The organism is Bradyrhizobium sp. Unk1, from assembly GCF_059512345.1.
The window spans coordinates 118,465-143,310 of sequence record NZ_JCAMOP010000024.1; the positions used below are offsets into that span (position 1 = coordinate 118,465).

Consider the following 24,846-nt stretch of genomic DNA (forward strand, 5'->3'; position numbering starts at 1 on the left):
GCTTAACGAAGGGAAAACGGCAGCCCCGCCGTTCGGCAAATATCAGGAGTCGGTGCTGGCGCGTTGCGCGGCTATCGCCGATCCACTCAGGCTCGGCACCACGACCAGGCGGTTGAACTCGCCATTGTCCCAGGCCTTCAGGAAACGATCATAGTCCTTGATCGAGACGCAGCCGTTGGAGTCGCCGCGCGGTCCGAGCATGTAGCTGTGGGTGAGCAGCCCGACGCGGCCAAGCGCGCTGGTACCCTCGGTCGGCGTCAGGCGCAGCGCGCGGATGCCGTGGAACAGCTTTTCACGCGGCTTCAGATCGTAGGTCGCGGGCGGGGTCGCGCCGACCATGCGCTGGTCGACATGATTGGGGTCGTCCATCAGCGCGCCCATGCCCGAATGGGCTTCCAGCGCGACGCCGCTCGGCAGGTAAAGCGCCTTGGCCTTGATGTCATAGACCGCCGTGCGCGAATCGTAGCCGAGGGCGCCGAGATCCGGCGCCTTGGCGAACAGGCCGTCGCCGGGCGTCAGCGAGGCCAGCTTGATCTTGTCGGTAAACTTCTCGAAGAAGTTGCGATTGTCGACCCTGGGATTGGTCTCGGCATAGGCCTGGCTCGAGGCGATCTGGGACGCGAGGTCTGCCTGGGCCGGGCGCGAGCGCGGCACCGGGACGGCGTCGGCGCGCTGCGACGGCCTGGTCTCGTCAACCCTGGTCTCGTCAACCACGTGCCGGTCGTCATCGGTCAGGGTCGAGCGCCATTCGTCGCCCTGGAGCTTTTGGGCCAGCATCGCCCTGGCGTCGCGCAGCTTGAGCTGGACCGCGCTCACCGCGGAGCGCTCCAGCGTCCGCAGGCCGAAATCACGGGCGGGCGGGCTGCTGGATACCGAAGCGAAACGGTCGTCAAACGAAGGGCCATTGGCCGGAGGCAGTGCGGTGGCCGGAGGCAGTGAGGCGGTGACCAGCGGCGTCGAATCGCCCATATCCGCGACCCACGCGGCAGCTCCCAGTGCCAGCGCGACGGCGGCCAAAGACAGCAGTATCGTCTCCGCTCGCCCAATACGGCGGCGCGACAACAGCCTTTCGGCGCTTGCGCGGTCGGAAACCATCAGATCCCCAAATCGACCCCCGGAGGGCCCAACCCCCGTCCGGAGACTCTATACCAGCTATCGCATTGGGAGCCAAAAGTTAGGCATAATCGCGGCCGGCAAGCCCCCTCTGAGGTATCCAATGACCGATCCTTTCGATCTAGAGCGCTTCGTCAGGGCCCAGGACCCGGTTTTTCGCGACGTCCAGGGGGAGCTGGCCCGGGGCCGGAAACAGACTCACTGGATGTGGTTCGTCTTCCCGCAGATCGCCGGCCTCGGCTTCAGCGCCATGTCGCAGCGCTACGCCATCGGCTCGCGCGGGGAGGCCAGAGCCTACCTCGCCCACCCCGTGCTCGGTCCGCGCCTCATTGAATGCACCACGCTCGTGCTTGCCGTCGAGGGACGAACCATCAACGCGATCCTCGGCGCGCCCGATGACTCCAAATTCCGCTCGTCGATGACGTTGTTCGGCGCAGTCTCCGACGAACCCGTCTTCGACCAGGCGCTCGCCCGATATTTCGCAGGCGAGCGCGACAACGCGACGCTGGAGATGCTCGCCAAGCTCGATCGGTCGGCGCGCTAGCGCGACCTGCGTTTGGACGAATGGACGCATGCAGGCGGGGCATGGCGGCCGGCAGCGTAAACTCCGGATTAACACCGGCTGCCTATCGTTTGCGCAGAATAATTTTCTTCCCCGCGCCAATTGCCGGACAGATCATGAAAATCGGTACGCTCCTGACCACCGCCATCGTCTCGCTCTCGACCGTCGGCGGCGGCCTCGCCGTCTACGTCGCCGTGACGAAGTACCAGACCATGGACAGGATCGCCGAAGCGCAGGGACGACTCGCGATCGTCCGCGCGGCCAGCGACATCCCGCGCTACCTCAACCCCGAGCGCGGCTTCGCCACCAACATCCTCTACGGGCCCGCGACGGTCGATCCGGCGCAGCTCACCGAGCACGACAAGCTGCGCAAACAGACCGACGGCGCCCGCGACAGGATGAACGCGCTGCGCAAGGAGCTGCCCGGCCCGTTCGACGACGGCGCCACCATCGGCAGCAACATCGACGCGATCAATTCGAAATTCACCGCGCTCCGCGAGGCCATCGACAAGGCGATCGCAGGACCTGCGGATGCCCGCAAGGACGCCGCCAAAAAGGTGGTCGCCGACAATGCCGTGCTCAACGCCGGCGTCACCGCGCTGCTCAACGAGCAGGTCCGCCGCATGGCGATCCTCAATGGCGACGCCTATCGCCAATCCAACTACGCCAACATCGCCATGACGCTGCGCGACGTCGGCGGCCTCAATTCCAGCGTGCACAAGAACCTCGTCGGCGCGAAGAAAGTGGCCAACGACGCCGAGAAGGCCGACATGGCCCGCATGCAGGGCCGCAACGACCAGATCGTGATGTCGCTGATGGAATTGCGTGGCAATGCGGCAACTCCGGCTAACGTCGCCTCGGCGCTGGAGACGATGAACTCGAACTATGTCGAGGAATTCGGCCGCGAGATGAAGCTCGTCAAGGACGGCGCCGTCGGCGGCAAGTACGAGCACGACGTCGAGACCTTCTACGTGGCGTCCCAGAAGGGCCTCGGGTCCATCATCGGCGTCCGCGACGCCTTCTACGACAACGCCGAGCAGATCCTCGCCGGCGCTTCCTCCGCCGCGCGCACCAGCTTCACCATCGCCCTCGCCGGCCTCCTCGCCGTGCTGATCGCCAGCGCCGGCCTGATCGTGATGGTCCGCCGCCGCGTCTGCGCTCCGATCGTCAGCCTGACGAATCGGATGTCGCGGCTGGCCGACGGCGACGTTGCGGACGAGATCCCCGGCGCCGAGCGTTCCGACGAGATCGGGGCGATGGCCTCCGCCGTCCAGGTGTTCAAGGACAACATGATCCGCGCCGACCGGCTCGCCGCGGAGAAGCAGGCCGAGAATGACGGCAAGATGCGCCGCGCCCAGGCGCTCGACGGGCTCACCCGCGCATTCGAAGCCAAGGTCACCGAGCTCGTCGGCGGCCTCTCCCGCGCCTCCTCCACCATGGAGAGCACCGCACAGTCGATGACCTCGACGGCGGCCCAGACCAACAGCCAGGCCGCGGTCGTCGCGGCCGCCTCGCAGCAGACCTCGACCAACGTGCAGACGGTCGCGAGCGCGACCGAAGAGCTGACCTCCTCGATCTCCGAGATCGGCCGTCAGGTGGCACAAAGCACCGAGATCGCGGCCCGCGCCGTCGACAACGCCCGCCGCACCGGCGACACCGCGCGCGCGCTCGCCGAGGGCGCCCAGAAGATCGGCGACGTCGTCACGCTGATCCAGAGCATTGCCGAGCAGACCAATCTGCTGGCGCTCAACGCGACCATCGAAGCCGCCCGCGCCGGCGACGCCGGCCGCGGCTTTGCGGTCGTCGCCTCCGAAGTGAAATCGCTGGCGGGCCAGACCGCCAAGGCCACCACCGAAATCTCCGAGCAGATCACCGCGATCCAGTCCGCAAGCGACGAGACCGTGAACGCGATCCGCAACGTCGCCGACGTCATCGCCGAGATCGACCAGATCGGCACCGCAATCGCGGCTGCGATCGAGCAGCAGGGCTCGGCGACCCGGGAGATCTCCCGCAGCGTGCAGGAGGCCGCGCGCGGCACCCAGGAGGTCAACAGCAACATATCGGGCGTGCAGCGCGCCGCCGACGACACCGGTGCGGCCGCGAGGGAAGTGCTGGGCGCGGCCGAGCAGCTCTCGACCCAGTCGCGCGATCTCGCCGGCCAATTCGACCGCTTCCTCGGCGAGGTCCGGGCGGCGTAAGGAGTAGCTTCGTAGCCCGGATGGAGCGTAGCGCAATCCGGGATCTCTGACGCCATCGGCACCGCCCCGGATTTCGCTGCGCTCCATCCGGGCTACGGGACGTCAGTACGGCGGCGCCTTGCGCGCCCGCTGTGCCTTGGCGGCCTCGATCCACCAGGAGAGGTCATCGGCAAAGCGCGGGAACGAGCGCTCCAGTGCCTTGCCGCCCTCGCCGATCGGCTCGCTCTCGGCCGACAGTGTCTGCGCGATCGGGCCGACGCCGATGGTGCTCGACACCACGACCATGCCCATCTCCGACAGCGTGCCATGCCAGGCGGTCGAGGCGCGTGCGCCGGACAGTCGGCCGGCCGAATAGCTCACGATCGCGGCCGGGCGCCAGAACCACTCTTCCAGGAAGTGATCGGTGAGGTTCTTCAGGCCGGGCTGGATGCCCCAATTGTATTCGCCGGTGACGAAGACGAAACCGTCGGCGCCGCGGATCTGCCCCGCCAGCTTCTCGAGCGCCTCGGGCGCCGCCCCCTTCGGATATTCCTTGTACATGCGATCGAGCATCGGCAGGCCGATCGCCTTGGCGTCGATGAACTCGACCTCCTCGCCGCGCTGGCGCAGGCGATCGATGATGAAATTCGCGAGGCGGACGCCCATGCGGTCGGAACGGTAGGAGCCGTAGAGGACGAGGATGCGGTTGCTCATGGCCGGCACGCTAGCACGAAACAGCGATACGGCCCCAACCGATTTACCGCGCTACCGTTGTCGTCCAAGCTCCAGCGTTTGCGACGGTGTCTCGCCGAACTGGTCGCGATAGCTTCTGGAGAAGTCGCTGAGATGCCAGAAGCCGAACGCCAGTGCGACGGCCTTGACGCTGTCGGCACCGGCGAGCAGTCGCTGGCGCACCAGCCACAGCCGGCGCAGGCGCAAATAGCGATGCAGGCTCATGCCGCGATAGCGGCGGACGACGTCGTGCAGGGTGCGGACGGACAGGTTGAGCTTGCGCGCAATCTCCTCGCTGTAGATCGGCTGCGAGAGGTCGTCGGACAGCAGCGCGCGGATCTCCCGGAAGATCCTGAAATTGCGCTCGTCATTGGGACGCAGGGTCCATCGCGCGGGAACGACGCTTTCGAATGCGTCGTCGACGGCGCCAAGCAGGGACTCCTTCATGGCTGCGGCCTTCAGCGGCACGTCCGCGGCTCCGATCGGCTCCGACGCAGCAGCCAGCACCTCCCGAACCAGGCTGCGCAGCCGGTTCAGGCTCGCGGCCGTCGTTTCAAATATCTTGAAGCTGGACGTCGCGTGCGGCCAGCCGCGATCCGTCACCTCCGGCCTGAACATCACCGAGGCAATTTGCCGCTGCACCTCCTCGATGGTGGTGTAGGCGGCGCCGCCGCTGCCGATGACGATGACCGGTCGGGCGCGCTGCGAGCCGTTGAAGCGGATGGGCACGTTGAGCTCGTCCATCGTGAATCCGATGGCGGTGCAATTCTCGACGAGCTGCGCGTCGACGACGCGGGGAAACGCCCGCGTGAAATTCACGTCGCAACCGGGCAGCGACAGAATGGTCTGCTCGGCCGAAATCCTCCGTACGAAGGGCGTGAACTCGAAATTCAGGCCTCGTATCGCATTTCGAAATTCATCGACGTCGGAGAAGCGAAATACCTTGGGCGCAATACTGTTCATGGCAATGTGAAACGTCGCGTCACAACCAACGCGGGTCCGGCGGCGATGCCGGTCCGGGTTTCCCCCTTTCGGTTGTCCCGTTCGACCGAAGGAATCATCCTAATTCGTCTCGTTCAGTTGGCGAGGGTCCCGTTCAAAGGACAAGTCGCCGCATCGAGCCTCGCCGAATTTCGATAACGTTTCCAGCGCTGCCAGCGGTGCGCTGATACCCCGTCGATCAAGCTTTAAATTTCAAATTAACGCCTGTCAGGCGCAATGGAGGTCATTGGATAGTCGAGATTTTTTTGAGTCAGGCCCCTGCCATGATGGCAAATTTGCCTGCTGATATTCTGGTTGAGCTGGAACAGGCGGTCGCTACGTACCCGCCGGACCGCTGTGCTCGCATTCTCTCCGGCATTGTGCAGTTGCTCACCGGTCACCGCGACCGGCCTCAGGAATTGCTCGCCGGTGTGGTTGACGGCGTCCTATTGCGATTGACGGAGCGCGTCGAGGCCAAGGCGCTCGTTCAACTTAGCGTAGTGCTTGCCGAACTCAAGGTCGCCCCGCCCGAGACATTGCAGCGCCTTGCCTCACACGCCGACCCGGACGTGGCCTGTCCTGTCCTGCTCAAATCGCAGGCGGTCTCCGCCACCGATCTCGCGACGATCGCGGCCTCGTGCGGCGAGCGGCACCAACGCGCGATCGCCGCGCGCAACTCGATCGAGCCCGAAGTGACCGAGGCGCTGATCAAACGCGGTGGCCCGATCTGCCTCGCGCTGATCAAGAACGCGGGAACCCAATTCTCCGAAGCAGCCTACGCCGCGCTGATCGCCAGGGCCGATCCGGACGGCGAGATTGCCAAGGCGCTGGTGCTGCGGCCCGGCACGCCCGACCTGGTCGTCCGGAAGCTGCTCTCCGTGTCACCGGCCCCGAAGGCGCCGGCCAAGGCGAACGCATCCGCCATTCCGCCCGCACAACAAGCCGCGCCGGTTCCGCCCAAACTGCCCTGCCCGGCCGACTATGCGAGCGCGAGACCGGAGATCGTCGCCCTCGCCCGCGTCGGCAAGCTCAACGATTCCACCGTGAACCGCTTCACGATCCGCGGCGAGACGGCCAATCTGTTCACGGCGCTGTCGGTGCTCTCGGGCGCCCCGATCGAGATCGTGGAGCACGTCATGACCGATGACGATTGCGAGGGCCTCGTCATGGCCTGCCGGGCCGCGCGGCTGAACTGGGCCACCACGCTCGCGATCCTGAGCAACCGCAGCGGCACACGGCTCTCCTTCGTCGAGCGCGAGCGGGCGCAGCAGATTTTCGAAACGCTTCTCTTGTCGACCAGCCAATGGACAGTGCGCTGGGGGGAAATTGCAGCGAGTGCCAAACCAAGCGATCCGGGACATCGCGGCACAAAAATGGGGGTTAACCGATGAGGTTCGACGGTCGAAAGGCGCTTCGCGTACGGATGGATCACAAGCAGGCGGTCAATCTGATGGGCTCCGACGGCACCTGGCGACGCAGTTGCTTCCTGCTCGACGTGTCGCAAAGTGGCGCCAAGATCGAGGTCGAAGGAACTCTCGACGTGCTCCAGGCCAAGGAATTCTTCATGCTGCTGTCATCGACGGGGCTTGCTTACCGGCGGTGCGAACTGGTGTGGATCGACGGCACCATGGCCGGCGTGCACTTCATCACCGCAGACGGCAAGAAGAAGCCGGCGAGCGCAAAAGCGGCTGCTGCGCCCAACTCCACGCCAAGCAAATAGGCTCCAGAAGCTCATTCAATGTCATCATAGTCCCGGTCCGCCGTGCAGAGTGCCCGAACCATATCCAACCCCGTCAAAAGCGAAGGCGGCATCCGAACGACGGAAGCGGTTCGCCCGTTCGTGCACGTGCTGGCCGATTCGTCCGACAAACTGGCGGGCGTCTGCTCGGCCCTTGAACGGCAATTTACCGTCGCCGGCGAACGGCTCGATGCGGAAGCCAGGCTGTCACAAGTGCCGTTCGCGGTCGTGGTTCGCGCGGAGCTGCGTGACGTCGGCAACATCGCGGCCATCAAGAAGCGCGCCGGCAAGCTGGCGAAAGCCACGAAGCGCATCTTCCTCGTCGAGCACTCGTCTCACGTCGGCATCTCGCAGGCCTACGCACTCGGCGCCACCCTCGTTCTTCCCGGGGCGATCAACAAGAGCAAGCTGCTGGCAGCGCTGGCTGACCCGGCCGAGCTGGGCTCGGGCGCCTCAAGTGACGCACCGCAACCGGACAACGCCGTCGAAGCCGCGGCAACCGCCATCGCTTCGATGTTCACGGCCGTCACGCTCGGCGAGCCCCTCGACGTCGACGGCACGAAGGAAGCGGGCAGCAGGATCGCCGACCGCATCACCGAGCACGGCCTGTCCGAATGGCTTGCCACGGTGCGGCGTCACCATGAGGGAACCTACCAGCATTGCCTGCTCGTGACCGGCGTGGCGATCGACTTCGGACTGAGCCTTGGCGTCGGGCGAACCGATCTCGAGCGGCTGTATTCCGCAGCCATGTTCCACGACATCGGCAAGGCGCAGATTCCGCTTGCGATCCTCGACAAGCCCGGCCGCCTCGACGCCGACGAACGCGCCATGATCGAGAAACATCCGGCGGCGGGTTACGAGTTCCTGAAGGGTCACGAGCAAATCTCGCCCGAGATTCTCGACGCCGTGCGGCATCACCACGAATATCTCGACGGGAGCGGTTATCCCGACGCGCTGTGCGGCGAGAGCATCAACGACGTCGTCCGCATCCTGACGATCTCGGACATCTTCGCCGCGTTGATCGAACACCGGCACTACAAGCCGACGATGCCGCGCACCGAGGCCTACAACATTCTGTGCGGGATGACCGGAAAGCTGGAGAAGGCCCTCGTAACCTCGTTCAAGGAGGTTGCGCTCACGCGATGACCCACGCAAGCGGAACGGTCCCGCAGCGAGGACCTCGTCGCGAACCGCGCTTAGTGCGTGGCCCGGTATTTGGCGCGGTGCGGAATCGACCGGGAGGCCAGTCCTTCCGCAAGCAGCTTCATGTCCTCGCGTCTGCCGCTCCGGATCAGCTTGCCGAGCTCTTCGGGTGTGAAGGGAAGAGTTGGATCATCATCGATCGGATACCGCGGTCGCGGACCGAAGAACCGTCGAACCAGGCTAGCCAGCCGCCGCATGTCGATTCCCTCGCGCCAGCAACAAACCTTTCACTCGGCATATTGTTCCTCCCGCGCGATCGAGATTGCAAGAGGCCACCAACGGCTCAGCATCAAAAAAATTCGACGAGAGAATAATCTCCTCTCAGCCGGCTCTCCGCGTTAGCCGGCTCGCAGCGTCAGCCGGCTGTGCGCATCAGTGACTTCTCGCGCTAGTCGGCAAAGCCGACATAACGCACGAAATCGTCGTTGCCCTCGCGATCGGAGCGAACGGCGTTCGCGGCGAAGCCGTCGTCGGGATACCCCATCGCGACACATGTCATGATGACCTCGTCTTCCGGAATCCTCGCGACCTCGCGCACGATGTCGGAGCGCATGATGCCCTGCCCGTTGATCACCGAACCGAGACCGCGGTCCCAGGCCGCGAGCACGATGCCGTAGCAGAGCGCACCGAGATCGAAATGGCAGACCGCGCCGGGATCCAGCACGCGGTCATAGGTCAGCACCAGCGAGACCGGCGCGTCGAACTGGCGAAAGCCGCGCAGCACCCAATCCTGCCGCATCGGCTTGTCATCGCGCGCGATCCCCATCGCGCCGAACAGCTTCTTGGCGATGTCGACTTGGCGATTGCGATGCACGCCCTGGTATTCGCCGTGGCTGATGATGTCGCGCTTGACCTTGGCGCCGCCGACCATCTCCTCCATGTTGCGGCGGCGCAGTTCTTCGAGCGGAGGGCCTGTGAGCACATGCACATGCCACGGCTGGGTGTTCATCGACGACGGCGCGCGCTTGGCGCTCTCGATGATCGCCTCGATCACCGCGCGGGATACCTGCTGCTGCTTGAAGCCGCGCACGCTGCGGCGCGACTGGACCAACGCTTCGAATTCCAACTCAAGACCTCCCTGCCCGTTCATCCCGCGGCGTTGCAATCGTAACGCGTAATCGGTTGCCGATGCGGTTCGCCAAATCTATGCTAACCCGCAAGCAAGACCAAGAACCCAGCGAGGACCCCCAAATGCCCGCACCGCTCGATCCCGTCATCGCCCAGATCATTCCTCTGCTGCCGCTGCGCGATCCCACCACGATGACGCCACAGAGCGCCCGCGATGCCTTGCGTGCACTGGCTGCCTCGCGTGCGGATGTGCCGCCGCCCCCCGTCGACACCGTACAGGACATCAAGGTGAAAGGCGGCGCCGGGCCGCTCGACGCGCGTGTCTATCGTGTCGGCGCCAATCCTGCGCCGACCGTGGTCTTCTTCCACGGCGGCGGCTGGGTCGCGGGCGATCTCGAAACCCATGACCGGCAGGCGCGCAATCTCGCGATCGAGACCGGCGCGGTCGTCATCTCCGTCGATTATCGGCGCCCGCCGGAAACGCGCTTTCCCGGCGCCTTCGAGGACGCGTTTGCTGCCGCAAGCGACATCTTCAACCGCGTCGCGGAATTTGGTGGCGATGCAAAGCGTCTCGGCGTTGCCGGCGACAGCGCCGGCGGCAATCTCGCAGCCGCCACCGCGATCGCCTGCCGCGACGCCGGCATCGCGCTCGCGGCGCAACTGCTGGTCTATCCCGTGACCGACGTCGTCGGCCGCTACGCTGACGCGCGGGAGAACGCGCGCTTTGTGTCGCGTGCCGAGAATGCCGAGGGCTACTTCCTCTCCCGGGCCGTGATGGAATGGTTTTGCGGCCACTACCTGGCCGATCCCGCTCACGCTGCCGACTGGCGGGTCTCGCCGTTGCGCGCGGAGCTCGCCGGCCTCGCGCCGGCCATCGTGACCACCGCCTGGTTCGATCCCTTGCGCGACGAGGGCGCGGCCTATGCACGCGCACTGGAGGCCGCCGGCGTCCGCGTCAAGCACCATGAGGGCCCCGGCCTGATCCACGGCTATTTCGGCCTCGGCGATGCTTCCGAGGTCGCGAAGGCCGAGGCGCAACGCGCGCGGGCCGACTTCAAGGCACTGCTCGCGCGCGGAATCTGAACCGCAGACGAATGGAAAAATCCGCGATGTCGGTCGTGGCGCGCATTGATCCTGCTTGATTGCGCCACGATTCGCGGCTCCAATCCGCTCGCTAATTTTGTCCTAGGGAGACACCCATGATGAAGCGGATTTTTCTTGCAGCGATCGTCGCCACCTTTGCAGCCGGCTCGGCCTTCGCGGACGACACCTGCGAGAGCAAGGCGGTCGGCAAGGACGGCAAGGCGCTCGCCGGCGCCGCCAAGACCTCGTTCATGAAGAAGTGCAAGGCCGACGCTTGCGCGCCGAAGGCCGTCAGCGCCGACGGCAAGCCGCTCGCCGGTGCCGCCAAGAACAGCTTCATGAAGAAGTGCGAAGTCGCCGCGTAAGGCGCCGCGAATTCGCTGCTTTCTTTAGCGAGCAATCGCTGCACGAAGTCGTCGTGCCCGGGCCTGTCCCGGGCATCCACATATGTGTGTCCGTGTGGCACAGAATCAGATGGCCGGACCAAGTCGAAAGCATGAACGTTCGCTTGTAACGTTGTCGTCAAGCCATCCGAATTAACCACCAACTCGATCCAATTTTAATAAGACAACAACGCTGCTTGTTAGCGTAAGCCGCGCAGATCAACGTGTGGGGATTGCCGTTTTCCGGATGTCGGCGGGACCGGGAAAGTGACTTCGTCAAGTGCGATCGCCCTCGCTGCGATCGTTCGATTGGAAGTTATCTTTCATTGGGAGCATCTCGCCATGATCGAACGTCGTGCAATGAAGCGCATAACGATCAACCGGGCGGCGCGGCTATCGTTTGGCGAAATTCGCGGGACTCATCCGTGCGTGGTGCGCGACATCAACGCCTTGGGTGCCTGCATCTCCGCGCCGTACTACATATTTGCCGACGAGTTCGTGTTGTCGTTCGACGGCCATTCCGGAGTTTTCTTCTGCCGCGTCGTATGGAGAAAGGAGACGCTCCGCGGCGTTTCCTTCCTCCTGCGTCGTCGCTCGCCAGCGAACGATTCCGGCGCGTCCGCGAACCTGGTGCGACTTGATCGCCGGCTCGTGTGCCGCGGCGGAGTCCTTAGTCCAGACGTGTCGGCCTGACTGCTCGCGCGCGCCGACGATGCTATCGAATAGGTCCGGTCACTTCCCGTACCGGCTCCATACGACGGTCGGTGTCTGCTGCATCGCCGTTGTCGCCGGGCGCATCAGTATGGGGTTGATGAACGCAAGCGGCCGCCTGATCGCCTCGCCTGCGGTTGTTGCCAATACGGGTTCTCCACGCACATCGCGGAAAGTCCGATCGCCGACGCTCGGCACTGATCCCATGACGTATAAGCGCATTCGAAATAGGTGCTGCCACCCCACTCCCATCTCTGAAGGCAGACGGGGTGGCTGGGATCGTAAGTTTGAGCTGTAGCCGAGGCGATCGCCGGGATCGCTGCACTGCCCAGGATTAGCCAACGGAGCATCCGCATCGCCGCCTCCTCCAAATGGATCATCCAAGCATTCCGGTTCGACCGCCGCTCATGTGGAGACAGGAGACGCTTTGCGACGCTTCTTGGCTCCTGTGTCCTCGCTTGACGAGAGCGGCGAACGAACCCGGCGCGCCCGCATCGGCACCTCTGCGCTCGCCCTCGGGCCGGCGGACATAACTCATCCGATCAACGGCCCTGAGCCTTGCTCGGAAAGACCCTGCAGCCGCCATCCTGCAATATCACTAGTCTTTCCGCATTGCTCGCAAATCAGGTGAGAGCATCTCAAAGCTCGTCCTCGCTGAACGTTCTCGCGGGAAGCTTCACATCCGCAGCGCGGGCAAGCGAGTGCCGCGCGCCCGCATCCGGGGATGGCGAGCAGGAAACTGGCGAAGTTCGATACGCGGTTGACGATCCTTCTGATCAATTTCGATGACCCAAAACGACGGCCCCGGACTTGGGTTGAGTGTGGGATTCCGGGACCGTCATCGAGGCGCGGGCCGCGGCCCGCCCGCTCACTGCCAGTAATGTAGATGTCCGCGCGACGGGCAATTGTCTTCTGGTACAATCCCACTGCTTGGAGGTGCATTCGACTGACAATACTGCCGAGAGGGCCCGCTCGCCGCCAAGCGCGGGCAGCCTCGCAAGGACGTCAGCGCCCGATAGTCAAGCTTCGGGGAAGAATGTGTGCGTCATCATGCCCGCTAGCAGACATTGCGGTGCTCCGAGCCGATAGCCAATCCTGGCCCATCAGCGAAACATCGATGCTTCTCAATGAGGTCCGCTTGATGGGCCGCAGCGCACTGGATTTCGCGCGCCGAACCCTTCGCATTTGACCTGCACCGGAGACCTTTGATCTGGATCAAAGAGTCGGACGATCAATGCAATCTCAACTTGGGCGATAGGCGACGTTCGGAACCATCGACGCCTGTCACATCAAATTTGGGGATGGGGGCAATCGACACACCTGCAACGTAGTGGAGAGACCGCCATGGCCGTCAATCTCGTTTCAGCTGCACAACAGCTCTTGACCCCTGAAGTCATCGCGCAGATCGCCTCCTTTCTTGGCATGGACCGAAGCGCGGCGCAGAAGGCCGCAACAGCGGCCATCCCAACAATATTGGCCAGCCTGTCGGATCTGGTCGGAACCCCGGCCGGGGCCAATCAACTGTCAAAACTGCTGTCCCAACAGCAAGGCGGCAATCCCACGGATATGCTGCGCGACGCCGGCGCTCCGGGCCTGGCCCAGATGGGTTCGAGCATGTTGTCCGGACTGCTTGGAGGCCGTACCACCGACGCCATGGCCCAGGCGATCGGCAGATTCGCAGGCACGGGCGATGGCGGCGGCAAGTCGTTACTCGCCATGGTCGGGCCAATGGTCCTGGGTATGCTCAGCAAGCAGCAGCATGACGCCGGGATGGATGCAAACGGACTGGCATCGCTTCTGCGCTCGCAGAAAGATCAGATCATGGCGGCGATTCCATCGGGCCTCAGTGATCAGCTCAGCGCCTCGGGCCTGATCGACAACGCGCGCAGTGGAATGGCCACGGCCGCGGCCACAGGGAGCCGGATCGCCGGCGTTTCCGGCGCCACTGGCGCCACTGGCGCGAGCCAGGCCGCCATGGCCGCCGGCCGGGCGCAATGGCCATATTGGCTCGCCGCGCTCGTTATCGTTGCCGGACTTGCCATATATGCGCTTCAGCGTCCGACCGAGCAGACGGTCGCTCAGAATACAAACGTCACGCGGCCCTCAGCCGGAACTGTGGGCATGGCGCCCGCGGATTTGACCGTTGACGGGGTGAATCTGGCGAACCAGGTCAATTCGTCCCTTGGTACGCTGAAGGCCCAACTGCCGACCATCACCGATCAAGCCAGCGCGCAGGCGGCCCTGCCGAAGATCAACGACGCCATCTCACAGCTTGATGGCATCACGGCGCGGGCGGCCAAGCTTTCCCCGGAAGGACGACGCGCGCTTGCCAAGCTGATCGTCGCGGCGGCGCCGGCCATCAATGAGATGTGCGACAAGATCTCGGCAACGCCCGCCGGCACGATCGCAAAGCCCGTGATCGACAATCTTCGTGCCAAGCTCGACGAGTTGGCGAAAGTCTGAGACGTCACGCGCAATGAACTCGCCACACTGCAGCGACGGGAGGTGTTTCGCAGCCTCCCGTCCTGCAAGATGAAAGGAAAAGACTCCATGGCCGACAAGACCAATTTCACCAAGGATGAATGGGCGCTCCTCCTGAGAAGCCCGATGAATGCGGGAATGGCCATTACGGCTGCAGAACCGAGCGGATTGTTTGGTCTTCTGAAGGAATCATTTGCCGGCGGCACCGCGCTCGCCCAGGTGGCCACCGACCCCAATGCCAACCCCTTGGTAAAGGCGGTGGTCGCCGACTTCCAGACGAGCGACGGCCGGTCCGCGGCTCATGACGGGTTGAAAGCAGAACTCGGCAAGAGCACGCCGCCCGAGATCAAGAGCAAGACGATCGCATCGTTGCGCGAGGTCACGGCGCTGCTTGCCGCAAAAGCTCCGGATGATGCCGCGGCTTTCAAGGGCTGGCTGCGTCAGATTAGTCAAAAGACCGCTGAGGCTGCATCAGAAGGCGGAGGGTGGTTCGGTGGGGGTGTTCAGGTCAGCGACGCCGAGAAAGCAACCCTCGGCGAAATCTCCAGCGCGCTTGGCATCTGATCTCGGTGGGCCGCACGGCCAACCTCTACGCGCCCTGCGCCATTGGTTTACTGGATGTCGGACCTGTCGAATGACGGATTGTCCTGGTTTGATCCAGATCAAACGCGAACCGCACGTTGGTCGAAATTGTGAGTTTGCGTAGCACCCACTACGCACAATGCCCCTACCAGAGCCGCCGGCTTCCCCAAGGCCAGCGGCTTTTATTTGCGGCGATGGCACGAAACCCGGATTGCGCGGAGCCTGTCATCGGGCGGCGCTTCGCGCCGACCCGTTGGCTCCATCCGGGCTACAAATCCCTCTACGACCGCAACCCCGGAGCCTCCTGCCCGGTGCGCGCGACATATTCGGTGTAGCCGCCGCCGAACTGGTGGATGCCCTCCGGCGTCAGCTCCAGCACGCGGTTCGACAGCGTCGCCAGGAAGTGGCGGTCATGCGAGACGAACAGCATGGTGCCCTCGAAATCCGCCAGCGCCGTGATCAGCATCTCCTTGGTGGCGAGGTCGAGATGGTTGGTCGGCTCGTCCAGCACCAAAAAGTTCGGCGGATCGAACAGCATCTTTGCCATCACCAGGCGCGCCTTCTCGCCGCCCGAGAGCACGCGGCAGCGCTTCTCGACGTCGTCGCCGGAGAAGCCGAAGCAACCGGCGAGCGCGCGCAATGAGCCCTGCCCCGCGGTCGGAAACTGGTCTTCGAGCGACTGGAACACGGTGCGTTCGCCGTCGAGCAGGTCCATCGCATGCTGGGCGAAATAGCCCATCTTGACGCTGCCGCCGACTGCCACCGTGCCCTCGTCCGGCTCGCTCGCGCCGGCGATGAGCTTGAGCAGCGTCGACTTGCCGGCGCCGTTGACACCCATCACGCACCAGCGCTCCCTGCGGCGGATCATGAAATCGAGCCCGTCATAGATGCGCTTGCTGCCGTAGCCCTTGTAGACGTTCTTGAGCGCCACGACGTCCTCGCCCGAGCGCGGCGCCGGCGGGAAATCGAACGCTATGCTCTGGCGGCGGCGCGGCGGCTCGACCCGCTCGATCTTGTCGAGCTTCTTCACCCGGCTCTGCACCTGGGCTGCATGCGAAGCGCGCGCCTTGAAGCGCTCGATGAACTTGATCTCCTTGGCGAGCATGGCCTGCTGACGCTCGAACTGCGCCTGCTGCTGCTTCTCGTTCTGCGCCCGCTGCTGCTCGTAGAACTCGTAATCGCCGGTATAGGTCGTGAGCGAGCCGGAATCGATCTCGATCACCTTGGAGATCACGCGGTTGATGAATTCGCGGTCATGCGAGGTCATCAGCAGCGTGCCTTCGAAATCGTGCAGGAATTTTTCCAGCCAGATCAGGCTTTCGAGATCGAGATGGTTGCTCGGCTCGTCGAGCAGCATGACGTCGGGGCGCATCAGAAGAATACGCGCCAGCGCAACGCGCATCTTCCAGCCGCCGGAGAGCTTGCCGACATCGCCGTCCATCATCTCCTGGCTGAAGCCGAGGCCGGACAGCGCCTCGCGCGCGCGGCCGTCGAGCGCATAGCCGTCGAGCTCCTCGAACGCGTGTTGCACCTCGCCATAGCGCGCGATGATCTCGTCCATCTGGTCGGCCTTGTCGGGGTCGGCCATCGCAGCCTCGAGTTCGCGCAACTCGGCTGCGACCTCGCTGACGGGACCTGCGCCATCCATCACCTCGGCCACGGCGCTGCGGCCAGACATCTCGCCGACGTCCTGGTTGAAATAGCCGATGGTGATGCCGCGATCGGTCGAAACCTGCCCTTCATCGGGCAGTTCCTCGCCGGCGATCATCCGGAACAAAGTGGTCTTGCCGGCCCCATTCGGGCCGACGAGCCCGATTTTCTCGCCCTTGTTGAGGGCGGCGGAGGCTTCGATGAACAGGATCTGGTGGCCGGCTTGCTTGCTGACGTTGTCGAGGCGGATCATGGGGTCTTTTTGGGGGAATGTTGCGTTGCAGCGTCATAGGCCATACGGGCCGCCGGGGGAAGCCCGGCCGGGCCCGGATTCCACCCCGCCAGACGCCAGCTTCCTGTAATTCATCCCGACCCGACCCGACGCTTCGCGCCCGCTGCCTGCCGTCTCGCTGTCCGCTTCCAGCCGAAGCGCGCTGTCCGAGCGGCAAGGCGTGACGTCCGCCAATGTCCCATATAGCGGACTTGCCGCTACCGCCCGTCAGGCGTGGGCTTGTGAACCATAGCGGTCATGGGACGTTCTTGGCCGCCTGCATCCGGGAGCCTTTCTCGCAATGATGCTGTTCCCCGCATAGGCGATGCTGTCAACGTGCACGCCGTCGCCAATTGCTCGGGGTCTCGCCGCTCAGCTTCCTGAAGGCGGCGGCGAACGCGGTCTGGGAGGAATAGCCAAGCGCGACTGCGACCGAGATGACCGACGCGTCGGTGTCGCGCAGCATGTTTTTGGCCTCCTCGAGCCGGTTCTGACGCAGCCAGGCATGCGGCGACAGCCCGGTGCTTTTCTTGAAAGCGCGGCAGAAGTGGAAGCGCGACAGACCGGCATCCGAGGCGAGCGCGGCGAGGGAGACGTCCGCATCGTTGTCCGGACGCAGGCGTTCGATGGCGCGGCTGAGCACCTTCGGCGAAAGACCACCCATGGTCGGCCGGATCATGGGTGGCGAGCCGGTGTGTGCCGCCAGAAGACGCGTGGCCAGAAGGCTTGTCAGTTGATGCCTGAACAGCGTATCCGCAGCCTCGTTGCCCTCCAAGACATCTGCCGCGGTCAAGAGCAATTGGGATGTAACGGGGTCGGGATGCGCCGTTCGCTCCAGAAGATTGACTGGTCCGGCGGTGTCGGCTTCTTCGGCCACGCGCTCGAGCGTCGCGTGCGGAAGATAGAACTCAACGACATCAACAGGTTTTGGAATATCCCATCGAGAGCTTGATCCCCTCGGAATGATTATCACAGCCCCGGGATGGAACGTTCCGGTCGCAACTGATCGTCCCGACCGCCGTTCCATGCGCTGCACCGCGCCGTTGTAAGCCATGATGACATGGTGGGTCTTGGGGCCGCAGACGTGGTGCACTCGTTCATATTTCCGGTGGGCGATCGCGGCACCGGAGGTATCCAAAGCCATGCGAAATGCCGTGGTCCCAAGCACCCGCGCCGTTGCCGTACCGGCGTGAGGGTGCTCGGCATTGGCCGGACCGACTTGGCACGCCTCAGGCGCAACTGACGCGTCCTCCAAGGAATCGCACAAGATATGCTTATTCATCAACGTATCCTCGCATTGGGGAGGCGATGCAGGTGGCGGGAAGAAATGCCGGGCGGCCGGATTTTCGCGGACCGGGCCAACCATTTCTCGAACCGGGCTCGTTCCCGAACGCTGAGAAAACGTGTACTGTTTCGAGCGGAAAAGACCTTGCAATCGGCTTGAATTGCGATTGGGTTTTCCCTGGCTTCTTGTCCAAAAAGGATCAGAAGTGCCGTTTCTGTTCGAAGATTATTGCCTCGATGCTAACCGGCGCGAGCTCAAGCGAGGCTCCGAGCTCATCCCTGTTGGACCGAAGCTGTTCGATCTGCTGCTCTTCCTGGTCCAGAACCGGGAACAGGTCGTCACAAGGGACGATCTTCTGAAGGCGGTGTGGGACGGACGGATCGTGTCCGAATCCACGCTGACCAGCCACGTCAATGCCGTGCGCAAGGCAATCGGGGATACCGGCAAGGAGCAACGCCTGATCCGGACGATTTCTCGCAGAGGCCTCCGATTCGTTGGCAAGATCATCGAGGAAGAAATGCCCGCGCGAGCCTTGGTCACAGACCCAGGTGCGGATCCTGGCGTTCAACATGTCAGGGCCTTTGAGGTCGGTGCGCCTGCTGAAACGCGAGATGCTGCGTCAGTTCTTGCTGCCGAGGCCGAGAGCCCGCCTCCGCTGCCGGACAGGCCTTCCATTGCGGTGCTTCCGTTCCAGAATATGTCTGGCGATGTCGAACAGGAATACTTTGCCGATGGAATGGCCGAGGACATCATCACGGCGCTGTCCCGTTTCAAGGCGCCATTTGTCATCGCCCGAAACTCCAGCTTCACCTACAAGGCGCGGGCCGTCGACGTGAAGCAGGTGGGGCGGGAGCTTGGGGTGCGCTACGTGCTGGAAGGCAGCGTTCGCAAGGCGGCAAACCGAGTGCGCATTACGGGACAACTGGTCGATGCCGCTACTGGAGCACATATTTGGGCCGATCGGTTTGATGGCGAGCTCGGCGACATCTTCGATTTGCAGGACCAGGTGACCGAGAGCGTTGTCGGGGCGATCGCGCCTGCGGTGGAAAAAGCTGAGATTGAGCGCGCCAAGCGCAAGCCGACCGCGAGTCTCGACGCCTATGCCCTCTATTTGCGCGGTCTGGCCCGGCTTCATCAGTTTGGCAACCGGCAAGCGAACGACGAGGCATTGCGCCTCTTCAATAGCGCGATCGAGCTCGACCCGGAATTTGCCACTGCCTACGGTCGTGCAGCCTCTTGCTACCTCTCTGCCAGGATCAATGGCTGGATTCCAGACACGGCGAACGCGATTGCCGAAGTGAAGAAGCTCACTGAACGGGCAGTTGAGTTGGGCAAGGATGACGCGATCGCGCTCTGCGCTGGCGGAAACGCCTTAGCGTTCGTTGTTGGGGATGTCGGGGTGGGCGCCGGCTTGGTCGATCGCGCGCTTGCGCTCAATTCCAATTTGGCTGAGGCATGGCATTTCGGCGGCTGGGTAAAGATCTGGCTCGGCGAGCCGGAATCCGCAATCGAACGCTTTGCTCGTGCCATTCGCCTGAGCCCGCTTGATCCGTGGCTGATGGGAATGCGAGCTGGAACTGCGTACGCACATTTCTCTTCTTGGACCGCTATGACGAAGCGGCATCATGGGCGACAATGGCGTTGCAGTGCAGTCCGGACTATCGACCTGGATTACGTATCGCCGCCGCAAGCAACGCAATGGCGGGCCGGCCGGAGCAAGCACACAAGGCAGTGGCTCGGCTGCGAGAACTGAGCCCCACGCTGCGCCTTTCCAATCTCAAAGATGTGCTTGGCCCCTATCGACGTGCTGAGGACGTCGCGCGATATGAGGAAGGATTGCGGCAAGCAGGGCTGCCCGAATGACCATCTCGGCCAAGGTACTCGCCTTGGCAACGAGGTGATCGAATAAGCGCATCTTCCGCTAATGGCCGCTTCCGTTGAAAAAGGCCGGCAACGGACCTGCCGCTGCCACCCGTCAGGCGTCGGCTCGTGCCCCTTGGTTGACCTTGCTCAGTGTGTTTCCCGCACCGGCAACTGACCGCTTGAGCAAAACCAGCTGTCGCTCTTCCACTGGTTGTTGAAAATCTCGGGAGCAACCAATTTACGGATTGTTAATAGATTCTATCGCAAATGGTTCAAGAAGATAACAACAACCAGACCGGGTTCCATTGCCCGACCAAGCCCATGAATGCATCTGCTTTCCTGATCGCGACGGCCTTTGGCGCAGCATTCCTTGCTGTGGAGTACAAGTGGTACTACCAGCCCGACATGTTCAATCCGGATGTCGTGCTCAGCATCTTCTCCACCGAGCACATGAAAGCTCGCTCAGCAGTTCGACATGTGCTGATCGATCCGGACTCGGCCAAGTTCAGCGCATTGCGCTCAGTCGAGGCCGACGCGGCGCGATATGTCTGCGGCGCCGTCACGGCAAGAGACAAATCCGGCCAATCCATCGATGCCGCTTTCGTCTACACTGTGGCCGTTGACTTTGCCCGCATCGACGACGACGGCCGGATCACGCAGCTGCGCTCCGGATTTCGGCCTTGCCCCACTGAAAATGACAAGGCCGCGCAGCAGAAGCCTGCTCTTTCGCCCGGCATGCTGTCCGTCGCGCAAACCGTTCAGAAGGTCGCTCCGCAAGCCGGCACCTCGACTGTGTCAGGTCCGACGACGCGTGCACCCGCGGCAGGTGCAACGGCGTCCGGCGGGACCATGGAACAGCAGATCCGCGAGTTGGCCGTACGGACTGTCCCGCCTGAATCGGGCAATGGGGCCCAGGCAACTCTGCCGGCAGGGCGTGGGACCGGCAAGGAGAGTGAGTGGCGAGCCGATCAGCCTCCCGTCGCATGGCCTAAATTCCCTCCGGGTCACCCATTGGCGACGTCAACCCGGAAACGGAGCCCCTCCGAAGCGCTCGCCTTCGCGAAAGGCGTCGAGGAACGCTGGAACCAAGCCAAGTCGTCCGGAAACGTCGCGATGCGTCCCTCGCCGGACGAAATCAAAGAAGCGTGTCGCGCCTTGCTTGGGATCGATCCCACAGATAGCGAATATCGAAAAGCCTGGGCAACTTTCGTGCACCTGCAAGACATCGACCGCGATGTTGCGATGAAATGAAGCGGGAGGGGTAGAAGAACTGGCCTTCCCGCCTCTGGCCCAAGGACGACATTCGTCCAGACCGCTTCGATGTCACTTTTTGGCGCAAGCCGACGCGAATTCTGTGAGTACACGCCCTAGGGCGTGTACTCACAAGTCCGCGATTGTCCGCTTCCTGGGCTGGGGCAGACATGGCCCTGACCGGCCCGGAACGTCCGCAAATGCGACACGGGCAGGTTCAGCCGACTAGCTGGCAGTGCCCGCTGATGACAGTACCGTCGCGCTTATGCGCCTTAAGCGTGCCGTCGACGCGGTTGATGAAACCTTGCCAGACAGCGGTCGGGTCGAACAAATGTTGCCAAATGTTGCCGAGCGTAAGCGCCGTCTCAAAGAACAAGTGCGTATCCGTGACGTGGACGGCCAAATTGCTTCCGAATGTCCGAGAGTGCATCGTCCCCTCGTCCAGATTAACGGTGACCTGTTCCCCGTTTATGTAGACCGAGTTGCGCTCGTCGCCCGTACGGCCCCGCGCCCAGCATTTCAGATCGATCGTCTCGGCATGTGCAGCCGTTGCAGCTAGCAGCGCTACGACGATGATTGTTGCTTTCAGCTTCACAGTTATCTCGTCGCTTTGTGACGGCCCTGCCGGGGGGGGCGGACGCGGCAGGACATTCGATGACTTTGCCGAAATTTTCGGTGCCGCCTTCGAAGGATGTGCAGAGGACTCAGTCGTTCAGAGATGAGAACGCGGCAATAGCCATCCCATGATCTTCTGATACGGATCGCGACGACTGCGGACGAATGCGTTCTCGTTCTGCTGAGCGGCGGTCCTGGCGAACTCAGAAATCCCCTGCATAGACTGCCGTTTATCCTTCGGAAGCTTCGCCCATTGGCGAATGATCTTCCGGCGGGCTTCGCGTTGCTTTTCCCTTACGTCAGGCATCGGGACGCTCCTTGAAGAGGATTATTCCGGTCGACCTAGTATTGTTTGGGCTAACTAAAACTTCAACGTCCAATCAAATACCCTTAGCTCCTCTGATCGTGCAGCGCTATACAGGGGAGCTAGTCTCATATTGGCTTTGCAGGCCCACCGCCGCCCTAGAATTGCGGCGATCGCAGGACGGGCGAAATGCAGTATGTATGCGACGCGCCGAAGGGCAAGACCTGGTTCCGTATCGAGACGGAAGGTGAAGCGATGTATGAGTCGCGCCTGATGGGCCACACAGTTGAGAAATACTTCCGCCGCGAGCGGGAGAAGGCAGTCCAGTCCTGGCGCCCCGAGCGGCCCAACGCGATCGAGCGCGACATCGGCCTCGAGGCTCATGTACGGCGAGAGATGCCGCTTTTCCTCACGCTGCGCGACAGGGAGGGCAATGCACTAACTACAGCGATGCTGCCACCGGGTGGCAAAGATCGCGGCGGGTTCCGGATCATCATCGTTGGCGCATCCAATGCCGATCCTTATCCCCAGCAGGACGCGGCCATCGCTGCACTGGGAGCGCATTTCGGTCTCACGCTCGATCGCAACCGCTGCTTCCCCTACGGCCGCTAAGAAGCCTGACAAGTATCGCCGCTTGATTGGAGCGATGTCGGCTCATAGCCCGAAGGCGAACAACGCCGGGATCGTCGCAATGTCGGCTCTCCGGGGTAGATCGGACATGACTCGTGTTGGGCCGGATTTCCGAGTCTGACCCGAAGCGGACTTCAACAGCTTGACTAGCTGCTTTCACGGGGCTCTGCCTTTTAAGCGATACATCAACACTTCATGGGGCTCGATCTGCTGATCTTGTCGGAACAACTGTAGGAAGGTCGAAATCGCTTCAAAAATGACCTTAGCGGCAAACAACGTTCTGAAGGGTTGATGCGCAATTCTTCTCAGTTGCGCTAGCTTGGCGAGCTTGCCGCCGAGGTTCCCGCTTTTAAAGGATCGACCGTACCACACAGCAGCTCTCAACTGGCTCAAGCGCCCATGTTGTGATTGATAGTGCGTTCCAAGCCAAAATTGCGCTTTCCAGTTGCCCTTAACAGCGAGCTTACGAAGTTCACGTACCCCTTCCGGTACGCCGCGAAGCTGAAGGAAGCGGGCTCGATGCAAAACACCGTTCTCTTGACCGGACGAAGCGGCACGATCAAACCAATTCCATGCCGTCACGAAATCCGGGTCAACGGCGTCGCCTCGGGCATACTCCCAAGCGAGAGCCAACTGAGCGTCAACGTCGCCGGATGATGCAGCAGCAATCCATTCAGGAATTTTGCTGCGGCGTTTGGCGCGGTCATCAGCGCGGCTTGGTAGTGCTAGTCGCATCGTTTAAGCAATGCCTCTATGGTCCGCGGAGTGTCACTCATACGACATTAAGGAAACATCACTCTGCGACTAGGCCGTGAACCCATAAATCAAGGACCGTTTGGCGCGGATATGGCTGTCCCGTTCGCGGGCCATCGGGTAGATTGGATGCTATGACGCTAGTTTATGATCTTTGGTTCGAACGCGAGTATCCAGATCGTGAGGATACAGAACTGCATATTGGCATCTACGCGACTGAAGCCGATGCGTCGGAAGCCATTGGCCGTTTGCGCGATCAGCCAGGATTTCGAGACTTTCCCGAGGGATTCAATATCTACCCTGTCACGCTCGGAGTCACCGGGTGGCAGGAAGGTTTTGTAACTGAGTGCGTGCCGGCAAAAGAGCTTGATGCGACCGATCGACCGGCTTGAACGCCTAACCGGCGACCGGTGGCTTTCTTATCGGGACGTATGCTGATTCAGTATCGGCATGAGCCGATATGATTTGACCGACTTCGAATGGCGCGTCATCGCGCCGCTTCTGCCCAACAAACCGCGAGGCGTGGCCCGTGTCGATGATCGACGAGTGCTGAACGGCATCTTCTGGGTGCTTCGGTCCGGTGCACCGTGGCGCGACCTGCCTGAGCGGTACGGTCCGCGCACCACCTGCTACAACCGTTTCGTGCGATGGCGGAAAGCAGGTGTATGGGACCGGCTGATGGACGCCATATCCGTCACGCACGACGGCGACATCCAGATGATCGACAGCACTTCTATCCGGGCGCATCAGCAGGCTGCGACGGCAAAAAGGGGGATCGAGATCATTGTCTCGGTCGCTCCCGAGGTGGGCTCACGACCAAAATCCATGCCGTCGTCGATTCCCAGGGCCTCCCGATCCGGCTCGGCCTGACTGCTGGGCAGGCACATGACGCGCCAGCCGCATATCGCCTGCTCGACCGCCTCGATCCGCGCACCATCGTTCTGGCCGACAAAGCCTACGATGCCGATGGTATCCGCGCCCTGATCCATGCCCAGAATGCAGTGCCCAACATCCCGGCCAAATCCAATCGCAAATGGAAGCCATGCTTCAGCAAGCGGCTCTATCGCGAGCGCAATCTGGTCGAACGCTTCTTCAGCAAGCTCAATCACTTCCGGCGCATCGCCACCCGTTACGACAAACTCGCCGAAAACTTCCTCGCGATGGTTCAACTCGCCTCAATGCGTCTGTGGCTCCGCACTTATGAGTCTACGGCCTAGCAATTGGAAGCGACGTTGGTCCGTTTTTGGCCCTAAGTGGACATGCCTTTGTCCGCGCCTGATGTCCGATTTCGGGGCCTAACCGGGCATCACCTATCCTGCGTCGGGAGGGCCGATTTATGATGGGGTGGACGCCCCGCCCGACGGCATCGATGTGCCAAAGTGGAGTTGTTGAGCACCACTTAAGGGAGGC

General features: G+C 62.8%; 24 protein-coding genes and 1 pseudogene. 15 read left to right on the top strand and 10 right to left on the bottom strand.

Translation table 11 applies throughout. The features are described from left to right. Positions 1–42 precede the first annotated feature (42 nt). Entirely contained in the window at positions 43–1,026 is a 984-nt protein-coding gene (locus AC5ZFO_RS28325; protein WP_404979722.1) for a DUF2778 domain-containing protein, read from the bottom strand. 190 nt (positions 1,027–1,216) lie between these two features. Here AC5ZFO_RS28325 and AC5ZFO_RS28330 point away from each other — a divergent pair, with 190 nt between their 5' ends. Together AC5ZFO_RS28330 and AC5ZFO_RS28335 are read left to right on the top strand one after the other, a co-directional pair. Next, positions 1,217–1,657, top strand: coding sequence for a DUF1810 domain-containing protein (locus tag AC5ZFO_RS28330; RefSeq protein ID WP_282519554.1), 441 nt, complete (start codon positions 1,217–1,219; stop codon positions 1,655–1,657). Positions 1,658–1,791: 134 nt separating this feature from the next. Beyond that, positions 1,792–3,873, top strand: a complete 2,082-nt coding sequence (locus AC5ZFO_RS28335; protein WP_496122847.1) for a methyl-accepting chemotaxis protein — start codon at positions 1,792–1,794, stop codon at positions 3,871–3,873. A gap of 102 nt (positions 3,874–3,975) precedes the next feature. On the opposite strand, the gene AC5ZFO_RS28340 is transcribed toward AC5ZFO_RS28335, so the two are convergent. Next, on the bottom strand, positions 3,976–4,566 hold the full coding sequence (locus tag AC5ZFO_RS28340) for an NADPH-dependent FMN reductase (protein WP_282519556.1): 591 nt from the start codon (positions 4,564–4,566) through the stop codon (positions 3,976–3,978). Positions 4,567–4,617: 51 nt separating this feature from the next. After that, positions 4,618–5,547 (bottom strand): AraC family transcriptional regulator, encoded by a 930-nt coding sequence (locus AC5ZFO_RS28345; RefSeq protein WP_282519557.1) that lies wholly within the window; start codon positions 5,545–5,547, stop codon positions 4,618–4,620. Positions 5,548–5,849: 302 nt separating this feature from the next. Here AC5ZFO_RS28345 and AC5ZFO_RS28350 point away from each other — a divergent pair, with 302 nt between their 5' ends. The 3 genes from AC5ZFO_RS28350 to AC5ZFO_RS28360 are packed head-to-tail and all read left to right on the top strand — an operon-like array spanning position 5,850 to position 8,449. Continuing rightward, positions 5,850–6,956, top strand: a complete 1,107-nt coding sequence (locus AC5ZFO_RS28350) for a DUF2336 domain-containing protein (protein WP_496122848.1) — start codon at positions 5,850–5,852, stop codon at positions 6,954–6,956. Then, positions 6,953–7,285: a PilZ domain-containing protein gene (locus tag AC5ZFO_RS28355; RefSeq protein WP_028152715.1), complete on the top strand. Its 333-nt coding sequence runs from the start codon at positions 6,953–6,955 to the stop codon at positions 7,283–7,285. Before AC5ZFO_RS28350 ends, AC5ZFO_RS28355 begins: the two co-directional genes overlap by 4 nt. 42 nt (positions 7,286–7,327) lie before the next feature. Continuing rightward, the gene (locus tag AC5ZFO_RS28360; RefSeq protein WP_282519559.1) at positions 7,328–8,449 is read left to right on the top strand and encodes an HD-GYP domain-containing protein; all 1,122 of its coding nucleotides are present in this window, start codon (positions 7,328–7,330) and stop codon (positions 8,447–8,449) included. A gap of 445 nt (positions 8,450–8,894) precedes the next feature. On the opposite strand, the gene AC5ZFO_RS28365 is transcribed toward AC5ZFO_RS28360, so the two are convergent. Beyond that, a complete protein-coding gene (locus tag AC5ZFO_RS28365) occupies positions 8,895–9,572 on the bottom strand; it encodes a nitroreductase (RefSeq protein WP_496122849.1) in 678 nt (225 codons plus the stop codon). 125 nt (positions 9,573–9,697) lie between these two features. Between AC5ZFO_RS28365 and AC5ZFO_RS28370 the strand changes: the two genes are divergently transcribed. The 3 genes from AC5ZFO_RS28370 (at position 9,698) to AC5ZFO_RS28380 (ending at position 11,733) form a co-directional block, all read left to right on the top strand. Beyond that, positions 9,698–10,657 carry an alpha/beta hydrolase gene (locus tag AC5ZFO_RS28370; RefSeq protein WP_282519561.1) on the top strand — a complete coding sequence of 320 codons (960 nt, stop codon included), beginning with the start codon at positions 9,698–9,700 and terminating at the stop codon, positions 10,655–10,657. A 116-nt stretch (positions 10,658–10,773) separates the two neighbouring features. Further along, the gene (locus AC5ZFO_RS28375) at positions 10,774–11,022 is read left to right on the top strand and encodes a hypothetical protein (RefSeq protein WP_282519562.1); all 249 of its coding nucleotides are present in this window, start codon (positions 10,774–10,776) and stop codon (positions 11,020–11,022) included. 360 nt (positions 11,023–11,382) lie between these two features. Beyond that, positions 11,383–11,733, top strand: a complete 351-nt coding sequence (locus tag AC5ZFO_RS28380; RefSeq protein ID WP_282519563.1) for a PilZ domain-containing protein — start codon at positions 11,383–11,385, stop codon at positions 11,731–11,733. A 104-nt stretch (positions 11,734–11,837) separates the two neighbouring features. On the opposite strand, the gene AC5ZFO_RS28385 is transcribed toward AC5ZFO_RS28380, so the two are convergent. Beyond that, positions 11,838–12,131, bottom strand: a complete 294-nt coding sequence (locus AC5ZFO_RS28385; RefSeq protein ID WP_306664218.1) for a DUF3551 domain-containing protein — start codon at positions 12,129–12,131, stop codon at positions 11,838–11,840. Between the two features lie 964 nt (positions 12,132–13,095). On the opposite strand from AC5ZFO_RS28385, the gene AC5ZFO_RS28390 reads away from it, so the two are divergent. Both AC5ZFO_RS28390 and AC5ZFO_RS28395 read left to right on the top strand, forming a co-directional pair. Then, positions 13,096–14,214, top strand: coding sequence for a DUF937 domain-containing protein (locus AC5ZFO_RS28390; RefSeq protein ID WP_282519564.1), 1,119 nt, complete (start codon positions 13,096–13,098; stop codon positions 14,212–14,214). 87 nt (positions 14,215–14,301) lie between these two features. Beyond that, positions 14,302–14,796: a hypothetical protein gene (locus AC5ZFO_RS28395; RefSeq protein ID WP_282519565.1), complete on the top strand. Its 495-nt coding sequence runs from the start codon at positions 14,302–14,304 to the stop codon at positions 14,794–14,796. Between the two features lie 298 nt (positions 14,797–15,094). Here the strand turns inward: AC5ZFO_RS28395 and AC5ZFO_RS28400 are convergent, their stop codons facing one another. Further along, positions 15,095–16,717, bottom strand: a complete 1,623-nt coding sequence (locus tag AC5ZFO_RS28400) for an ABC-F family ATP-binding cassette domain-containing protein (protein WP_028152729.1) — start codon at positions 16,715–16,717, stop codon at positions 15,095–15,097. Positions 16,718–17,066: 349 nt separating this feature from the next. After that, complete coding sequence (locus AC5ZFO_RS28405; RefSeq protein ID WP_282519600.1) at positions 17,067–18,017, bottom strand: helix-turn-helix domain-containing protein; 951 nt, start codon at positions 18,015–18,017, stop codon at positions 17,067–17,069. Between the two features lie 208 nt (positions 18,018–18,225). Between AC5ZFO_RS28405 and AC5ZFO_RS28410 the strand changes: the two are divergent. Both AC5ZFO_RS28410 and AC5ZFO_RS28415 read left to right on the top strand, forming a co-directional pair. Then, positions 18,226–19,883: pseudogene (locus AC5ZFO_RS28410) on the top strand (winged helix-turn-helix domain-containing tetratricopeptide repeat protein). Positions 19,884–20,150: 267 nt separating this feature from the next. Next, positions 20,151–21,134 (top strand): hypothetical protein, encoded by a 984-nt coding sequence (locus AC5ZFO_RS28415; RefSeq protein ID WP_282519567.1) that lies wholly within the window; start codon positions 20,151–20,153, stop codon positions 21,132–21,134. A gap of 217 nt (positions 21,135–21,351) precedes the next feature. Here AC5ZFO_RS28415 and AC5ZFO_RS28420 read toward each other — a convergent pair whose 3' ends face one another. Both AC5ZFO_RS28420 and AC5ZFO_RS28425 read right to left on the bottom strand, forming a co-directional pair. Next, positions 21,352–21,729 (bottom strand): hypothetical protein, encoded by a 378-nt coding sequence (locus tag AC5ZFO_RS28420; RefSeq protein WP_028157469.1) that lies wholly within the window; start codon positions 21,727–21,729, stop codon positions 21,352–21,354. 117 nt (positions 21,730–21,846) lie between these two features. After that, positions 21,847–22,056, bottom strand: a complete 210-nt coding sequence (locus AC5ZFO_RS28425; protein WP_028157470.1) for a hypothetical protein — start codon at positions 22,054–22,056, stop codon at positions 21,847–21,849. 186 nt (positions 22,057–22,242) lie between these two features. Here AC5ZFO_RS28425 and AC5ZFO_RS28430 point away from each other — a divergent pair, with 186 nt between their 5' ends. After that, positions 22,243–22,665 (top strand): hypothetical protein, encoded by a 423-nt coding sequence (locus AC5ZFO_RS28430; RefSeq protein ID WP_028157471.1) that lies wholly within the window; start codon positions 22,243–22,245, stop codon positions 22,663–22,665. A 174-nt stretch (positions 22,666–22,839) separates the two neighbouring features. Here the strand turns inward: AC5ZFO_RS28430 and AC5ZFO_RS28435 are convergent, their stop codons facing one another. Then, positions 22,840–23,418 carry a tetratricopeptide repeat protein gene (locus tag AC5ZFO_RS28435; RefSeq protein ID WP_282519568.1) on the bottom strand — a complete coding sequence of 193 codons (579 nt, stop codon included), beginning with the start codon at positions 23,416–23,418 and terminating at the stop codon, positions 22,840–22,842. Positions 23,419–23,570: 152 nt separating this feature from the next. Here AC5ZFO_RS28435 and AC5ZFO_RS28440 point away from each other — a divergent pair, with 152 nt between their 5' ends. Next, complete coding sequence (locus AC5ZFO_RS28440; protein WP_282519569.1) at positions 23,571–23,828, top strand: hypothetical protein; 258 nt, start codon at positions 23,571–23,573, stop codon at positions 23,826–23,828. A gap of 58 nt (positions 23,829–23,886) precedes the next feature. Then, positions 23,887–24,653, top strand: a protein-coding gene (locus AC5ZFO_RS28445; protein ID WP_496122850.1) for an IS5 family transposase whose coding sequence is annotated in 2 segments (ribosomal slippage) — positions 23,887–24,199 and positions 24,199–24,653 — 768 coding nt in all. Because the reading frame shifts where the segments join, the coding sequence is not laid out codon by codon here. Positions 24,654–24,846: the final 193 nt, after the last annotated feature.

Coding starts and splice junctions, on each gene's coding strand:
- AC5ZFO_RS28330 (WP_282519554.1), top strand. CDS start 1,217: ATGACCGATCCTTTCGATCTAGAGCGCTTCGTCAGGGCCCAGGACCCG.
- AC5ZFO_RS28340 (WP_282519556.1), bottom strand. CDS start 4,566: ATGAGCAACCGCATCCTCGTCCTCTACGGCTCCTACCGTTCCGACCGC.
- AC5ZFO_RS28355 (WP_028152715.1), top strand. CDS start 6,953: ATGAGGTTCGACGGTCGAAAGGCGCTTCGCGTACGGATGGATCACAAG.
- AC5ZFO_RS28430 (WP_028157471.1), top strand. CDS start 22,243: ATGCAGTATGTATGCGACGCGCCGAAGGGCAAGACCTGGTTCCGTATC.
- AC5ZFO_RS28350 (WP_496122848.1), top strand. CDS start 5,850: ATGATGGCAAATTTGCCTGCTGATATTCTGGTTGAGCTGGAACAGGCG.
- AC5ZFO_RS28415 (WP_282519567.1), top strand. CDS start 20,151: ATGGTTCAAGAAGATAACAACAACCAGACCGGGTTCCATTGCCCGACC.
- AC5ZFO_RS28425 (WP_028157470.1), bottom strand. CDS start 22,056: ATGCCTGACGTAAGGGAAAAGCAACGCGAAGCCCGCCGGAAGATCATT.
- AC5ZFO_RS28390 (WP_282519564.1), top strand. CDS start 13,096: ATGGCCGTCAATCTCGTTTCAGCTGCACAACAGCTCTTGACCCCTGAA.
- AC5ZFO_RS28335 (WP_496122847.1), top strand. CDS start 1,792: ATGAAAATCGGTACGCTCCTGACCACCGCCATCGTCTCGCTCTCGACC.
- AC5ZFO_RS28400 (WP_028152729.1), bottom strand. CDS start 16,717: ATGATCCGCCTCGACAACGTCAGCAAGCAAGCCGGCCACCAGATCCTG.
- AC5ZFO_RS28385 (WP_306664218.1), bottom strand. CDS start 12,131: ATGATCCATTTGGAGGAGGCGGCGATGCGGATGCTCCGTTGGCTAATC.
- AC5ZFO_RS28405 (WP_282519600.1), bottom strand. CDS start 18,017: ATGAATAAGCATATCTTGTGCGATTCCTTGGAGGACGCGTCAGTTGCG.
- AC5ZFO_RS28395 (WP_282519565.1), top strand. CDS start 14,302: ATGGCCGACAAGACCAATTTCACCAAGGATGAATGGGCGCTCCTCCTG.
- AC5ZFO_RS28345 (WP_282519557.1), bottom strand. CDS start 5,547: ATGAACAGTATTGCGCCCAAGGTATTTCGCTTCTCCGACGTCGATGAA.
- AC5ZFO_RS28375 (WP_282519562.1), top strand. CDS start 10,774: ATGATGAAGCGGATTTTTCTTGCAGCGATCGTCGCCACCTTTGCAGCC.
- AC5ZFO_RS28435 (WP_282519568.1), bottom strand. CDS start 23,418: ATGCGACTAGCACTACCAAGCCGCGCTGATGACCGCGCCAAACGCCGC.
- AC5ZFO_RS28440 (WP_282519569.1), top strand. CDS start 23,571: ATGACGCTAGTTTATGATCTTTGGTTCGAACGCGAGTATCCAGATCGT.
- AC5ZFO_RS28380 (WP_282519563.1), top strand. CDS start 11,383: ATGATCGAACGTCGTGCAATGAAGCGCATAACGATCAACCGGGCGGCG.
- AC5ZFO_RS28370 (WP_282519561.1), top strand. CDS start 9,698: ATGCCCGCACCGCTCGATCCCGTCATCGCCCAGATCATTCCTCTGCTG.